Annotated in this window: 9 protein-coding genes; 6 read left to right on the top strand and 3 right to left on the bottom strand. The window is 46.8% G+C overall.

Translation table 11 applies throughout. The features are described from left to right. The first annotated feature begins 27 nt into the window (after positions 1-27). Positions 28-4,143, top strand: coding sequence for a DNA-directed RNA polymerase subunit beta (gene rpoB / locus ACBP46_RS00045; protein WP_371014705.1), 4,116 nt, complete (start codon positions 28-30; stop codon positions 4,141-4,143). Next, complete coding sequence (gene rpoC / locus ACBP46_RS00040; protein ID WP_371014704.1) at positions 4,143-8,351, top strand: DNA-directed RNA polymerase subunit beta'; 4,209 nt, start codon at positions 4,143-4,145, stop codon at positions 8,349-8,351. Before rpoB ends, rpoC begins: the two co-directional genes overlap by 1 nt. A gap of 156 nt (positions 8,352-8,507) precedes the next feature. On the opposite strand, the gene ACBP46_RS00035 is transcribed toward rpoC, so the two are convergent. Genes ACBP46_RS00035 through ACBP46_RS00025 form a run of 3 tightly spaced genes read right to left on the bottom strand, consistent with a single transcriptional unit; the run spans position 8,508 to position 12,295 of the window. Next, a complete protein-coding gene (locus ACBP46_RS00035; RefSeq protein ID WP_371014703.1) occupies positions 8,508-10,487 on the bottom strand; it encodes a CHASE2 domain-containing protein in 1,980 nt (659 codons plus the stop codon). Positions 10,488-10,490: 3 nt separating this feature from the next. Next, entirely contained in the window at positions 10,491-11,588 is a 1,098-nt protein-coding gene (locus tag ACBP46_RS00030; protein ID WP_371014702.1) for a FecR domain-containing protein, read from the bottom strand. Positions 11,589-11,590: 2 nt separating this feature from the next. After that, a complete protein-coding gene (locus ACBP46_RS00025; protein ID WP_371014701.1) occupies positions 11,591-12,295 on the bottom strand; it encodes a response regulator transcription factor in 705 nt (234 codons plus the stop codon). A 407-nt stretch (positions 12,296-12,702) separates the two neighbouring features. Here ACBP46_RS00025 and rpsL point away from each other — a divergent pair, with 407 nt between their 5' ends. From rpsL to ACBP46_RS00005, 4 genes are all read left to right on the top strand, one after another. Beyond that, complete coding sequence (rpsL, locus tag ACBP46_RS00020) at positions 12,703-13,074, top strand: 30S ribosomal protein S12 (protein ID WP_077734104.1); 372 nt, start codon at positions 12,703-12,705, stop codon at positions 13,072-13,074. 154 nt (positions 13,075-13,228) lie between these two features. After that, a complete protein-coding gene (gene rpsG / locus ACBP46_RS00015; RefSeq protein ID WP_077734103.1) occupies positions 13,229-13,699 on the top strand; it encodes a 30S ribosomal protein S7 in 471 nt (156 codons plus the stop codon). 16 nt (positions 13,700-13,715) lie between these two features. Then, positions 13,716-15,818, top strand: a complete 2,103-nt coding sequence (gene fusA / locus ACBP46_RS00010; RefSeq protein ID WP_371014700.1) for an elongation factor G — start codon at positions 13,716-13,718, stop codon at positions 15,816-15,818. Positions 15,819-15,894: 76 nt separating this feature from the next. Continuing rightward, the coding region (locus ACBP46_RS00005; protein ID WP_371014699.1) for an elongation factor Tu at positions 15,895-16,618 on the top strand (724 nt) is incomplete at its 3' end.

The raw sequence follows: 16,618 nt of genomic DNA, 5'->3' as shown, positions 1-16,618 counted from the left end.
CCGTGTAACCCTTGAGTCGGAGTGCTCATGCCTTATTCGTACACCGAAAAAAAGCGCATACGCAAGAGCTTCGCCAAACGTGAAGACGTACAGCAGGTTCCTTATTTGTTGGCAACACAGCTGGAGTCTTTCAAGACGTTCCTTCAACGTGACGTCTTACCTTCGGAGCGTAAAAACGAAGGTCTGCAAGAAGCTTTTAATTCCATTTTCCCCATTGTAAGTCATAACCAAATGGCACGGCTAGAGTTTGTTAGCTACGTGCTAGGTGAGCCTGTTTTTGACGTAAAAGAATGTCAATTGCGCGGCCTGACCTACGCTTCACCTTTGCGTGCGAAAGTACGCTTGGTCCTAATGGATCGCGAGGTAAGCAAACCTACCGTCAAGGAAGTCAAAGAACAAGAAGTCTACATGGGTGAAATGCCCCTTATGACTGAAAATGGTTCTTTTGTCATCAACGGTACAGAGCGTGTAATTGTATCTCAATTACATCGTTCACCAGGTGTGTTCTTTGAACATGACCGTGGTAAGACACACAGCTCGGGGAAATTGCTGTTTTCTGCGCGCGTAATTCCTTACCGTGGCTCGTGGCTCGATTTTGAGTTCGATCCAAAAGATATTCTCTTTTTCCGTATTGACCGTCGTCGCAAGATGCCTGTATCTATCTTGCTTAAAGCGATTGGTATGACACCTGAAGCCATCTTGGCTCACTTTTTCGAGTTTGATCACATCGATCTTCAAGACGATGGTGGTCGCTTGCAATTTGTGTCCAAACGCTGGCGTGGTGAAGTGGCGAGCTTTGATATCAAAGATCGTGACGGCAACATCATCGTTGAAAAAGACAAACGTATTAACGCGCGTCATATTCGTCTCTTAGACGAAGCCAAAATCGATTACATCTCTATTCCTGAAGACACCTTAGTAGGTCGCACTTTAGCTAAAGACGTGGTGAACCCTGAAACAGGGGAAGTCATTGCCAAAGCGAACGATGAGCTGACTGAAACGATGTTGGTCGAGATGCGTGCCGCTAATATTCGTGAGATTGAAACCCTTTATATCAACGATCTTGATCAAGGTGGTTATATTTCTCTCACATTGCGCACGGATGATACGGCTGACCAAATGGCAGCACGTATTGCTATCTACCGCATGATGCGTCCGGGTGAGCCTCCTACCGAAGAAGCGGTAGAAGCCTTGTTCCAACGCTTATTCTATAGCGAAGAAACCTACGACTTGTCTCGTGTGGGTCGCATGAAAGTCAACAGCCGTTTAGGCCGTGGTGAAGACACGTCTGGTCCTATGACTCTAACAGACGAAGACATTGTTGACACAATCAAGCTGCTCGTCGACTTACGCAACGGTATTGGTCAGATTGATGATATTGATCATCTGGGTAACCGTCGTGTGCGTTGTGTAGGTGAATTGGCTGAAAACCAGTTCCGCGCGGGTCTAGTGCGTGTTGAGCGTGCTGTTAAAGAGCGTTTGGGTCAAGCTGAAAGTGAAAACTTAATGCCGCATGACCTGATCAACTCACGTCCTATTTCTGCTGCAATCAAAGAGTTCTTTGGTTCAAGCCAGTTATCGCAGTTTATGGACCAAACCAACCCCTTGTCCGAAATCACGCACAAACGTCGTGTCTCGGCCTTAGGTCCTGGTGGTTTAACACGTGAGCGCGCGGGCTTTGAAGTACGTGACGTACACCCAACGCACTACGGTCGTGTGTGTCCTATCGAGACACCAGAAGGTCCAAACATTGGTTTGATTAACTCGATGGCGTTGTTTGCCCGCTTAAATGAGTACGGTTTCCTAGAAACCCCGTACCGTAAAGTGGAAAACAAACAAGTTACCGAGGAAATTGTTTACCTGTCCGCTATCGAAGAAAGTCACTACATCATTGCTCAGGCTAACGCCGAGCTTGATGAAGATCACCGTTTTGTGGATGATCTTGTGGCGTGTCGTGAAGCAGGTGAAACACTGATGACTTCACCCGACAACGTGCAGTACATGGACGTGGCTCCTTCACAGATTGTGTCCGTTGCAGCGTCGTTGATTCCGTTCCTCGAGCACGATGATGCGAACCGAGCCTTGATGGGTGCCAACATGCAGCGCCAAGCGGTGCCGTGTTTACGTCCTGAAAAGCCCTTGGTAGGTACGGGTATTGAGCGCACTGTTGCAGTGGACTCAGGTACTACAGTACAGGCACGTCGTGGCGGTATCGTAGATCACGTGGATGCTGAGCGTGTGGTTATTCGTGTTAATGACGACGAAAACGTAGCTGGCGAAGTCGGTGTAGATATCTACAACCTAACTAAGTACACACGTTCTAACCAAAATACGAACATCAACCAACGTCCAATCGTAAAACGTGGTGACTTAGTCGCTCGTGGCGATGTTTTGGCGGATGGTGCTTCTACCGATTTAGGCGAGCTAGCCTTAGGTCAGAACATGATGATCGCCTTTATGCCATGGAATGGTTATAACTTCGAAGACTCGATCTTGATTTCAGAAAAAGTAGTAGCTGATGATCGCTACACTTCTGTTCATATCGAAGAGTTAACCGTTGTTGCACGTGATACTAAGCTAGGTGCCGAAGAAATCACTCGCGATATCAGCAACCTTTCTGAGACTCAGCTAAACCGCCTTGATGATTCCGGTATTGTTTATATCGGTGCCGAGGTACGTGCGGATGACGTATTAGTAGGTAAAGTAACACCCAAGGGTGAAACACAGCTGACACCCGAGGAAAAACTGTTACGTGCCATCTTTGGTGAAAAAGCCTCTGATGTAAAAGACACCTCGTTACGTGTACCGTCCGGCATGGTGGGTACAGTTATTGATGTTCAGGTCTTTACTCGTGAAGGCATCGAGCGTGATAAACGAGCACAGTCCATTATTGATGATGAGCTACGTCGCTACCGCCAAGACTTAAACGATCAGTTGCGTATTGTTGAAGACGATGCTTTTGACCGTATTGCTAAGTTCCTAGATGGCAAAGAGGTAAATGGTGGTCCTCGTCGTTTAGCTAAAGGTTCTACCGTTTCTGCTGAATACTTGGAAAGCCTAGAAGACCGCTGGCAGTGGTTCGACGTTCGCTTAGCGGATGAAGAGCACGCCTTGGTTCTAGAGCAAACCAAAGACTCGCTCGAACACAAACGTCATCAGTTTGACTTAGCGTTTGAAGAAAAGCGCAAAAAACTCACCCAAGGCGATGAGTTGCCTCCAGGCGTACTGAAAATGGTTAAGGTTTACTTAGCCGTTAAGCGTCGCCTTCAGCCTGGTGATAAGATGGCCGGTCGTCACGGTAACAAAGGTGTGGTCTCGCGTATCACCCCCGTTGAAGACATGCCACATATGGCTGATGGTACTCCTGTGGACATCGTACTGAACCCATTAGGTGTTCCGTCTCGAATGAACGTAGGTCAGGTACTAGAGGTTCACTTAGGTTGGGCTGCTAAAGGTATTGGTCATCGCATTAATGAAATGATCGAACAAGAGCAAGGTGCTCAAGTAGCTGAAATTCGTGCTTATCTAGACAAGGTTTACAACACCACCGGCAAGAAAGCGGCTATTGCTGACTTGACCGATGCTGAAATCCTAGAAATGGCACAAAACCTACGTGCTGGTTTACCTTTGGCTACGCCTGTATTTGATGGCGCAACCGAAGAGGAAATCAAGGTAATGCTAGAGCTAGCTTATCCGGATCCTATCGCTGAGAAATTAAAACTAAGCGATGACCGGACACAAATTACCTTGTACGATGGACGTACAGGCGAGCAATTCGAGCGTCCTGTAACAGTGGGCTATATGCACTTCTTGAAACTACACCACTTGGTAGATGACAAGATGCATGCTCGTTCTACTGGTCCATACTCCTTAGTGACTCAGCAGCCGCTAGGTGGTAAAGCACAGTTCGGTGGTCAGCGTTTTGGTGAGATGGAAGTCTGGGCTCTAGAAGCTTACGGTGCCGCTTACACGCTGCAAGAGATGCTCACAGTGAAGTCTGATGACATCGCCGGCCGTACTAAAGTTTATGAGAACATCGTCAAGGGTGATCACGTGATTGATGCTGGCATGCCAGAATCCTTCAACGTATTGGTCAAAGAAATTCGATCCTTGTCCCTTGACATGGATTTGGAGCGTAAATAATGAAAGCTCTATTAAATCTCTTTAAGCAAGTCAATCAGGAAGAGCAATTCGATGCCATTCGCATCGGGATTGCTTCTCCCGAGAAGATTCGTTCCTGGTCTTACGGTGAAGTCCGTAAGCCAGAAACCATTAACTACCGCACATTCAAACCCGAGCGCGACGGTTTGTTCTGCGCCAAGATCTTTGGTCCAACTAAAGACTACGAATGTCTGTGTGGTAAATACAAACGCTTAAAGCATCGCGGTGTAATCTGCGAAAAATGTGGTGTTGAGGTCACTGTCTCTAAAGTGCGTCGCGAACGTATGGCGCACATCGAGCTTGCATGTCCTGTCGCTCACATTTGGTTTTTGAAGAGTCTGCCGTCCCGTCTCGGGATGGTGCTAGATATGACATTGCGTGATATTGAGCGCGTGTTGTATTTCGAAGCATGGTGTGTCATTGATCCAGGCATGACGCCACTAAAACGTGGCCAAATCATGTCAGATGATGACTACTTGAGCAAAACAGAAGAGTATGGCGACGACTTCCACGCCCTAATGGGTGCTGAAGCGGTTCGTGAACTCTTGCGCACCATTGATATCGACCGCGAGGTTGAAACGTTGCGTGCCGAGCTCAAAGCCACGGGTTCCGATGCCAAGATCAAAAAAATCTCTAAGCGCCTAAAAGTGCTAGAAGGTTTCCAAAAGTCTGGTATTAAGCCTGACTGGATGATCCTAGAGGTTTTACCTGTATTACCTCCCGAGTTGCGCCCCTTGGTGCCGCTCGATGGCGGTCGCTTTGCCACGTCTGATCTAAACGACCTTTACCGTCGTGTGATCAACCGTAACAATCGTTTGAAGCGTCTACTCGAGCTAAAAGCACCTGACATTATTTTGCGCAACGAAAAACGTATGCTGCAAGAGTCGGTGGACTCCTTACTCGACAACGGTCGTCGTGGTAAAGCCATGACTGGTGCTAACAAGCGTCAGCTTAAATCCTTGGCCGATATGATCAAGGGTAAGAGCGGTCGTTTCCGTCAAAACTTGCTTGGTAAGCGTGTTGACTACTCCGGTCGTTCCGTGATTGTGGTGGGCCCGCAGCTTAAACTACACGAGTGTGGTTTACCCAAGCTGATGGCGCTAGAGCTCTTTAAGCCCTTTATTTTCAACCGTTTGGAAATGATGGGTTTGGCTACCACTATTAAGGCAGCCAAAAAGCTCGTTGAGAACCAAGAGCCTGTAGTTTGGGATATCTTAGAAGAAGTTATTCGTGAACACCCTGTAATGCTTAACCGTGCACCTACGTTGCACCGCTTAGGTATTCAGGCATTCGAGCCAGTGCTTATTGAAGGTAAAGCCATTCAATTACACCCACTCGTTTGTGCCGCGTTTAACGCTGACTTTGACGGTGACCAAATGGCGGTACACGTACCGTTATCGCTCGAAGCTCAGCTCGAAGCTCGCACCTTGATGCTAGCTTCTAACAACGTGTTGTTCCCAGCGAACGGCGAGCCGTCTATTGTTCCTTCACAGGATATCGTTCTAGGTTTGTATTACGCTACCCGCGCTCGTGTTAACGGCAAGGGTGAGGGTATGTTCTTTGCGGATGTTAGCGAAGTTCAACGTGCTTACGATAGCCACGAAGTGGAGTTACAAACACGTATTACCGTACGTATTGACGAATACCACAAAAATGAGCAGGGCGAGTGGGAAGGCTCTAAAAAGCGTGTAGAGACCACGGTTGGTCGTGCATTGCTTTCCGAGATTCTTCCTCATGGTTTCCCGTTCGAGTTGTTAAACCAAGCGCTGAAGAAAAAAGAAATTTCACGCTTAATTAACCACTCTTTCCGTCGTTGCGGTTTACGTGCCACGGTTATTTTTGCGGATAAACTCATGCAGTCCGGCTTTAGCTTGGCGACACGTGGTGGTATTTCTATCGCCATGAACGACATGTTAGTGCCAGCTGCTAAAGTCGAAATTCTTGACAAAGCGGCGCTTGAAGTTAAAGAAATTGACAAGCAGTATTCCTCTGGTTTGGTTACCGCTCAAGAACGCTACAACAACGTAGTGGATATCTGGGGTAAAGCCAGTGACCAGGTAGGTAAGGCCATGATGGAACAATTGGCTACTGAAGCAGTAGTTGATCGTCACGGCAATGAAACACGTCAAGAGTCTTTTAACTCCATCTATATGATGGCTGATTCGGGTGCTCGAGGTTCGGCTGCTCAGATTCGTCAGTTGGCTGGTATGCGTGGTCTGATGGCTAAGCCAGATGGCTCCATTATTGAAACACCTATTACAGCTAACTTCCGTGAAGGTCTAAATGTACTTCAGTACTTTATTTCTACACACGGTGCTCGTAAGGGTCTAGCCGATACGGCGTTGAAGACGGCTAACTCCGGTTACCTAACGCGTCGTTTAGTTGATGTTACCCAAGACTTGGTTATTACCGAAGACGATTGTGGTACTACCAGTGGTTACACCATGAAAGCGGTACTTGATGGTGGTGAGGTTATTGAACCATTGCGTGACCGTATTTTAGGTCGTGTAGCAGCCATTGATATCGTGAACCCCGACACCCAAGAAAGTGTTGTGGTTGCTGGGACATTGCTTGATGAAGATACCGTTGACCTAATTGATCAACTTGGTATTGATGAGGTGAAAATCCGCACACCATTGACATGTGAAACACGTCATGGCTTGTGTGCGCACTGTTACGGTCGCGATCTGGGTCGTGGTTCTTTGGTTAACCGAGGTGAGGCTGTTGGTGTGATTGCAGCGCAGTCCATTGGTGAGCCAGGTACTCAGTTAACAATGCGTACGTTCCACATTGGTGGTGCCGCATCGCGTGCAGCAACAACCAGTACGGTAGAGACCAAAACAGCGGGTCAGGTGGGCTTTGCTTTAGGCTTGCGTTATGTGACTAACGCCAAAGGCGAATGCATTGCTATCTCTCGCTCTGGCGAAATCATCATTTATGATGATAACCGTCGTGAGCGTGAACGCCACAAGATCCCATACGGTGCGACCATTGCTGTGAATGATGGCGAGTCCGTCAAAGCAGGTCAACGTATTGCAAGTTGGGATCCGTTAACTCGTCCAATCGTGTCTGAGTACACAGGTACTGTTCGCTTCGAAAACATCGAAGAGGGCGTAACCGTGGCCAGCCAAGTGGATGAGGTAACTGGTTTGACCACATTGGTGGTGATCACTCCTAAGACACGTGGTGGTAAAACAGCAACCCGTCCTCAAATTAAACTCTTAAACGAGAAAGGCGAGGAAATCAAAATCGCGGGTACCGATCACATGGTAAATATTTCGTTCCCTGTGGGTGCGTTGATTACCGTACGTGATGGTCAACAGGTATCTGTGGGTGAAATTCTGGCTCGTATTCCTCAGGAATCTCAGAAAACACGTGATATTACTGGGGGTCTACCACGCGTGGCAGAACTCTTTGAAGCACGTTCACCCAAAGACGCTGGTTTGCTAGCTGAAGTTACTGGTACTGTTTCTTTTGGTAAGGACACTAAAGGTAAACAACGTTTGGTCATTACTGACTTTGACGGTGTAAGCCATGAGTTCCTCATTCCTAAAGAAAAACAGGTTCTGGTACACGACGGTCAGGTTGTGAACAAAGGCGAAACGATTGTTGATGGTCCGCCCGATCCTCACGATATCTTGCGTCTCAAAGGCATTGAGCAGTTAGCTAGTTATGTAGTTAACGAAGTTCAAGACGTTTACCGTCTCCAAGGTGTGAAGATTAACGATAAGCATATTGAAGTCATTGTGCGTCAGATGCTGCGTCGTGTGAATATTACCAATGCAGGTGATACCGACTTCATTACTGGTGAGCAGGTTGAGCGCTCAGAACTCTTAAATGAGAACGATCGTGTAGAAGGCCAAAAAGGTATCCCAGCTACATACGAAAACGTATTGTTGGGTATTACCAAAGCCTCTCTATCGACCGACTCCTTTATTTCGGCTGCTTCTTTCCAAGAAACAACTCGTGTTCTTACCGAAGCTGCCATTATGGGCAAACGAGACGAGTTACGTGGACTAAAAGAAAACGTAATCGTGGGTCGCTTAATTCCTGCTGGTACAGGGATGGCTTACCACCAAGCTCGTCATGCCAAAGAAGAGTTTGAGATTGCAGAACGTCGTGCTGCACGTGAACAGGAAAACCCGTTCATGGATTCACCATCCACAGAGGATAGTGATACAGCAGAATAAGACTCATGTCTGCGAAAAAAGGCCGCATCTTATAGGTGCGGCCTTTTTTTATCCTTTTTATGTGAAAAAACCGCTATTTAGGCAAGTGTAAGTAGCGTGGACAGCAGAGCCGTCCTTTGTTTTAGCTCGAAGGTTCTATAGCTGATCAGTCAGTGATTAAAGCGGGGTCTCGGCGGGGATTTCAATAGTAAAAGTGGTACCTATGTTTTCTGTACTGGTTACAGAGATTTTGCCAAAATGCCTAGCAATTACAGTATGCACAAAAGCTAAGCCTAGGCCGCTGCCGGCAGGGTCATCGGCCCGATTGGTGTGAGCGCGTTTAAATGCTTGAAAGATAGTGGGTAAATCTTTGGCAGGAATGCCCCAGCCTTCGTCACTGACTGTAATGATAATCGTGTGCTCGACTTGTTGTAATGCACAACGTATGTTGGTGTGAGAAGGGCTATATTTAATGCCGTTGTCTACAAGGTTGATCAAAGCACGCTTAAACAGTTTAGGGGCAATAGGAGCCCAGAGTGTTTGCTCAGGTTCATCAAAATGAACAGAGATGTGTTTTGCTTTGGCTCTGACCCATGCCTCGTCACAGATTTCAGCCATCACATCATTTAAACAAACCACTTCAAACGACAACTCCATCGCTTCTACCCGAGCCAAGTCCATAAAATCATCGACTAACTCCAGCGTGCTTTTTGAGTAGTTTTCTACTTTATTCAATAACGTAGCCATATCTAAATCTAGCTCATCGGCACGCTGCATTCGGATTAAAGACAAAATGGAGTTTTGGGGAGCTCGCATATCATGCGAGATAAAACGTAGTGTTTCCTCGCGACGCTGTTGCGCTTCACGCAATAGTTCAATGGCTTTATGTAAATGGGCAAGACGCTCTGGCAAGGAGTTTGGGCCCGAGCTAGTTTGAATGGCTTGGCTAAGCACGGGATCTTGTTTGCGCATTTCATAAAGCTCTTTGTTAACGTAACGAATAACGGTTTCTTGACTGCGCCAATACCATACTGGATAAGCAAGAATAGTGCCGATAATAGCGGCTGATGGAGCTACCCAGTAGTTCAATAAATTAAGCAATGCCCAACTGCCAATGAAAATCCATATTAAAACGATTACAGTTCCAAAAATAGCGCCACGTGGTGGCAAAGAACGTAACACATAACAAATAAACAATACCGGCAGTACACTCAATACTGCACTAAGTAGAGCATTAGGGGTATGGATCCAATTATTATTTAACGTGCTTTCAAGAATATTAGCGAGCACTTCTACCCCTGACATGCTGGTATGGCTGTGAGATGACTGGGGGGTAGGGTAATAGTCACCTAGGCCACTACTCCATGCGCCAATGATTACGTACTTGTCTTTAAAAACTTGGGGGGACACTTTGCCATTAAGCACGTCATAGAATGAATAGGATTCAAATGAACCTGCGGGACCAATAAATGGAATTAAGCGGTTGGAGCCGATGGGGTTTTCTAAGACTTGCTTTAATACAGCCGTTTCACCTGCGGCCTCGAGTAAGGCTAAAGTAAAATGATGGGATGTGATGGGGGGAATGTCTTGGTAAAGCAAGACATTACGTACAACGCCATCACGGCCGGGGTAAATATTGATATAACCAATGGCTGCGGCAGCATCGGCTAAAGATTGAATGGGTTTATAAACTTGGCTTTGTGTTGCATTAACTGTGCTGGCTAATGCAACCCGACCATGTTGAGCGATGCTATAACTTAAAAATGCCTCGTCCTCTGGAAATACAGGGTTATGGTCTTGGAAAATAATATCCAAGCCCACCGCTTTTGCTAATGATAAGTAATCAAGAGCACGTGCATACTCATTGCGACGCCAGGGCCAATGTCCCATTTTTTCAAGGCTATAGTCATCAATAATAATCAGCACGGTATGAGTAGTAGTGCGATCAGGAACTATAGGGCTTTTGGTTACTGAAGACTGGTAATCATAAAAAACCAGATCAAGGCGCTGCAGCGCTGCTTCAGTTTTAAAAAGCGAAAGGATGGCGGTAAAAATGACCAGTGTCATTGTTGTCCACCACCAATCCCGCTTAATCTGCCCTGCCAACAGAGAAGATCGGGCTAGATCCGCCTCAGCGACAGGGAGACGTTTAAACATGTATTAATAATGATTTAATAAAATGGGGCTACCAAAACCACTTGATACACTTGAGCCATCTGAACTCGTTAAAGTCAGCTGCCCAGGAAAAGCTGTAGTGGCGTCTAGTCCCATCAGCCCGTCTTTATCTACAGCACGAATAAACGCATAATGCTCGCCTGGGCCCGAAGATAACAGAGGGATAATCCTTTGGTCGGCAGCCGTTTCGTAATGCTTAACAAGTTGTGAGCCTTCAGGGTCTAAGCTGACTTGTACCACATAATACTGAGCGCCTGCTACCGGCTCTAGCATAACTTGCCAGCCTTGTGCTCCTCGTTCGGGTTCAGAAAGCGTGGGAGCAGCTAATAAGGGAACAATAGAACTGGTACCGTCAGCTTGAATACTAACGCCTTGGGTGGCCTTCAAGCTTTGTAGTTGTTGCGTCCTCGTATCGTAATGAGCTTTACCGCTAAGCAGTTCAGTCATTGCAGCAGCAGGAGTGGTATGAATACGCAGATCGGTGCCTCGAACCCCTGTTACGCTAAGTGGGGTATGAATTTCAAAGCGTCCTACACCTGTGTGCTCGGGAGCAACACGACTTTCTACTGTGCCAGCTTGCAACTCTAAAATAGCATCCGTTAAACGCGCACGTTCAAAAGCATTAAGCTGACGTATATGCAATTGACTGTTATTAGGTAAAGACAAGGTGCTTTGGTCTTCTAGTTTTAGCGTAGCAAAACCATTTGAACCGGTGCGAATTATATCGCCAGCTTTTAAAGACACAGCAGCAGAAACCGATTGATCGTTGACCCATACCGAGCCTTGTGTATGGCTAAGCTGAGCATCTGTGGCAACTACAGGGATCAGAGGAAAGGGAATTTCAAGCTGCATCCCAATAGGAAGAGCTAACTCGTCTTGTACATTATTAATGTTTTGTAACTGACGCCATAAACCTGAGCGCGTAGTATAAAGAGTAGCTAGCTCAGAAAGCGTATCGCCCGGCTCTACAATATAGATAAAATTGTCGCCTATGGCACCAGCAGGCTCAGCATGTAAAGAGCTTAGACCTATGCCAAACACACTAAGGCTAGCTAATAAAGCAAAATAGATGCGCTTAATCATAGTTAAGGTGTGAAGTCATCAAGTAAAGATTCTAAGCGGTACCCAAGGGCATAAGAAGCATTAAGCTTGACACCATTTTCTGGGCGCAGCTCGAGCTTACGACGGATATTAGAAAGGTGAGTATCTAATGTGCGTGACGTAGCAGGAATCTCTCTGTTCCACACAGCAGTGCTCAACACATCTCGTGAAAAAAGCCGACCTGGATTTCTAAATAATAAGAGAGCTAGCTCGTATTCTTTAGGGGCAAGAATGATTTCTTGACCGCGTAATAGAATCTTATTGTTAAAAGGGTCTATATGATAGACGCCAAAATCAAAGGGAGCATTACTTTGTGTAATGGGATTAACGCGTCGTAACAAGGCTTGGACACGAGCGATTAATTCGCCCTCGCGGATAGGCTTGTTCATGTAATCATCTGCGCCCGCTTGAAGCCCTTGGACCAAATCCGCTTCGTCAGAGCGATTGGTTAAAAACAGCACGGGTAAAGCATAGCCTAAATTGTCGCGCACCCAATGCAATACGTCTAGACCTCTCACATCTGGGACTTCCCAATCTAACAACAGCAGGTCAAATTGGTGTGGTTTGGCTAAGGCAGATAGCAGAGATTTACCGGTCGGGAACACAGAGCAGTTGTATCCTGCTTTAGTTAAGCTTTTTTGAATAACTTCAGCTTGAACGGGATCATCTTCGAGAGAGGCTATATTCATGACGACCTTTGAATGCTCTATATAGAGCTAGTTATAAAAGTAGATATACATAAGGCGAATGCGCATAGGTTACACCGTTGCGCTATTAGCACCTAACAGAACTGTTTTAGAACAAAGTAAAAACGTGGCTTAAACCCTGCAAAACCTTGACTAGCTTGATTATTTGCGGTAAATTAAGTGGCTTACTTTCAAGGATACTTTGCTGGTTACCTGATAAGTAAATAACTCTTTTAAATGTAGAATTTAATTACCTTATAGTAAAGAGTTATTCTTTAATGCTCGAATCCGCTCTTTTACGTTTACAGACTTCGTGTGGGCGGATATCGTGTATTTATTCCTCCCCTACACAATATGTACACACATGTTGTGCGGATGTTTATATTGTACGTAAAGGATACGTCGAGGTTATGCCAACTATTAGTCAACTCGTGCGCAAGCCACGTGGTCTAGCTCGTCCGGGCAGCAAAAGCCCAGCGCTAGAAAACTGCCCTCAGCGCCGTGGTGTATGTACTCGTGTTTACACCACTACTCCTAAAAAACCAAACTCTGCGCTACGTAAAGTAGCTAAAGTGCGTTTAACTAACGGTTACGAAGTGATTTCGTACATCGGTGGTGAAGGCCACAACTTGCAAGAGCACTCTGTAGTCCTAATCCGTGGCGGTCGTGTAAAAGACTTGCCTGGTGTGCGCTACCACATTGTTCGCGGTGCCCTTGACTTACAAGGTGTTAAAGACCGTAAACAAGCCCGTTCTAAATACGGTGCAAAACGCCCTAAATAATCATTTTTTAGTTTCCGCAGATCAATACACCTATTGGTCCGAGTCTGTGCAACCTGTGCACCATTAAAAGCCCAGGTATGTAAGCGATCACTTCTTCACTATAAGTGATCAAGACCGTGAAACGGTTCAACTGAATAGTCACAAGGAAAATACAATGCCTCGCCGTCGCGAAGTACCCAAAAGAGAAATTCTACCTGACCCAAAATTTGGTAGCGTAGAGCTAGCCAAATTCATGAACGTGGTCATGTTATCCGGCAAGAAAGCTGTAGCCGAACGTATTGTTTACGGTGCATTCGATCATATCCAGGAAAAAACCGGCAAAGATCCGATCGAAGTATTTAATACAGCAATTAACAACATCAAGCCTGTCGTTGAAGTAAAAGGCCGTCGTGTTGGTGGTGCAAACTACCAGGTGCCTGTAGAAGTCCGTCCTGTACGTCGTTTGGCGTTAGCTATGCGCTGGTTGCGCGAAGCCGCTAAAAAGCGTAGCGAAAAATCCATGGATTTACGCTTAGCTGGCGAACTACTCGATGCTTTAGAAGGTCGTGGTGGTGCAATGAGAAAGCGTGAAGACACGCATCGAATGGCCGAAGCGAACAAAGCGTTTAGCCATTTCCGTTGGTAATCTAAGGACATAGATCATGGCCCGCAAAACCCCTATCGAGCGCTATCGTAATATTGGTATTTCAGCTCACATTGACGCTGGTAAAACCACTACTACTGAACGCATTTTGTTCTACACCGGTGTAAGCCATAAACTAGGTGAAACCCACGAGGGTTCCGCCACTATGGACTGGATGGAACAAGAGCAAGAGCGCGGTATTACTATTACTTCGGCCGCTACTACTGCTTTCTGGAGCGGTATGGCTGGCAACTACCCAGAACATCGCGTCAATATCATTGACACCCCCGGGCACGTTGACTTTACCATCGAGGTAGAGCGCTCTATGCGTGTTCTCGACGGCGCGGTCATGGTGTACTGTTCTGTAGGTGGTGTTCAGCCTCAGTCTGAAACGGTATGGCGTCAAGCTAACAAGTACCACGTACCCCGTTTGTTGTTCATCAACAAAATGGACCGTACTGGTGCGAACTTCTACAAAGTCGTAGAACAAGCCAAACTCCGTCTAAAAGCAAATCCTGTACCTGTAGTTTTACCTATCGGTGCCGAGGACGAGTTCAAAGGCGTGATTGACTTGGTCAAAATGAAAGCCATCATCTGGGAAGATGAAAACTACGGTATTAAATTTGAATACCAAGACATCCCAGCTGAGCTACAAGACCAAGCCGATGAGTGGCGCGAAAACCTCGTAGAAGCCGCTGCTGAAGCCAATGAAGAGCTAATGAACAAATACCTAGAGGAAGGCGAACTAACCGAAGCCGAAATCAACCAAGGTATCCGTTTACGTACTCTTGCTGGTGAAATTCAGCCAGTATTATGTGGTACAGCGTTCAAGAACAAAGGTGTTCAGCGCATGCTTGATGCCGTTATCGACTACATGCCTTCTCCTGTAGATATTCCTGCAGTTCAAGGTCAAGACGACGACGGTAATGACATATCACGTGAAGCGAATGACGAAGCCCCAATGTCTGCTTTGGCTTTCAAGCTAATGACAGATAACTTTGTGGGTCAGCTCACTTTCGTACGTGTATACTCAGGCGTATTACGCTCTGGTGACACTGTATATAACCCCATCAAAGGCAAACGCGAGCGTATTGGTCGTATTTTGCAAATGCACGCTAACAACCGCGCCGAGCTCAAAGAGCTAGTGGCGGGTGATATTGCTGCTGTTGTGGGTCTAAAAGACGTCACCACAGGTGAGACTCTATGTGACATGAGCAATCACATTGTTCTAGAGCGCATGGAATTCCCCGAGCCTGTTATTTCTCAGGCTGTAGAACCAAAAACAAAATCCGACCAAGAAAAAATGGGTGTGGCTTTATCCCGTTTGGCACAAGAAGATCCGTCTTTCCGCGTGTCATCCGACGAAGAGTCTGGTCAAACCATTATTTCCGGTATGGGTGAGCTTCACCTCGAAGTTCTTGTTGACCGTATGCGTCGTGAGTTTGGCGTAGAAGCCAACATTGGTCAGCCACAAGTGGCTTACCGCGAGACCATTCGTTCTACATGTAACGAAGTTGAAGGTAAATTTGTACGTCAATCTGGTGGTCGCGGTCAGTACGGTCACGTTGTGCTCAAGCTCGAGCCAATGGAACCAGGCAGTGGTTATCAGTTCGTTGATGAAATTAAAGGTGGTGTGGTTCCTCGTGAATACATCCCCGCCGTCGACAAAGGGATCCAAGAAACACTACACGCTGGTGTTTTAGCGGGTTATCCAGTTGTAGACGTTAAGGTTACGTTGTTCTTCGGTTCTTACCACGATGTGGACTCGAACGAGAACGCGTTCCGCATGGCTGCCTCAATGGGTTTCAAAGAGGGTATGCGTCGCGCAAACCCAGTCCTACTTGAGCCAACCATGGCCGTGGAAGTCGAAACACCTGAAGAATACGCCGGTACAGTGATGGGTGACCTGTCATCTCGCCGTGGTATGGTTCAAGGTATGGAAGACATTCCAGGTGGTGGAAAAGTCATTAAAGCCGAGGTACCTTTGGCTGAGATGTTCGGTTACTCCACAAGCCTACGTTCACAAACACAAGGTCGCGCTACTTACAGCATGGAGTTCAAGCAATACGCTGAGACACCTAAGCACGTAGCAGACGAAGTAATTAGTGCTCGTAGCAAGTAAATCACAAACTATCTGCCCGTCAAAGGATGGGCAGCTTTAAATTTTTTGTTTTCTGAAAACATTGATGGGATAAATCATGGCAAAAGGTAAGTTTGAACGGACTAAACCGCACGTCAACGTTGGTACCATTGGTCACGTTGACCACGGTAAAACTACATTAACTGCAGCTATTTGTACTGTACTTGCTAAAGAGTACGGCGGCGAAGCACGCGACTACGCACAAATTGACGCGGCTCCTGAAGAAAAAGCACGCGGTATCACCATTTCTACTTCACACGTAGAATACGAAACCCCCACTCGTCACTACGCTCACGTAGACTGCCCTGGTCACGCTGACTATGTAAAAAACATGATCACTGGCGCGGCTCAGATGGACGGTGCGATTTTGGTATGTTCCGCTGCTGATGGCCCCATGCCTCAGACACGTGAGCACATTTTGTTAAGCCGTCAGGTTGGCGTGCCTTACATTGTGGTGTTCTTGAACAAAGCCGACATGGTTGACGACGAAGAGTTGCTCGAGTTGGTCGAGATGGAAGTACGCGAGTTGCTTTCCAGCTACGACTTCCCTGGCGACGACACCCCAATCATCAAAGGTTCCGCCAAGCTAGCGCTTGAAGGCGACATGGGTCCTTTGGGTCACCCCGCCGTGTTGGAATTGGCTGCTGCTCTAGATAGCTACATCCCCACACCCGAGCGTGCTGTTGACGGTACTTTCTTGATGCCTGTTGAAGACGTGTTCTCCATCTCCGGTCGCGGTACAGTAGTAACTGGCCGTATCGAGCGTGGTGTGGTGAAAGTCG

The organism is Paenalcaligenes hominis, from assembly GCF_041359055.1.
Lineage (GTDB): Bacteria > Pseudomonadota > Gammaproteobacteria > Burkholderiales > Burkholderiaceae_B > Paenalcaligenes > Paenalcaligenes hominis_A.
The sequence above is the reverse complement of the archived record's forward strand: the minus strand, read 5'-3'. Positions and strand labels throughout refer to the sequence as shown.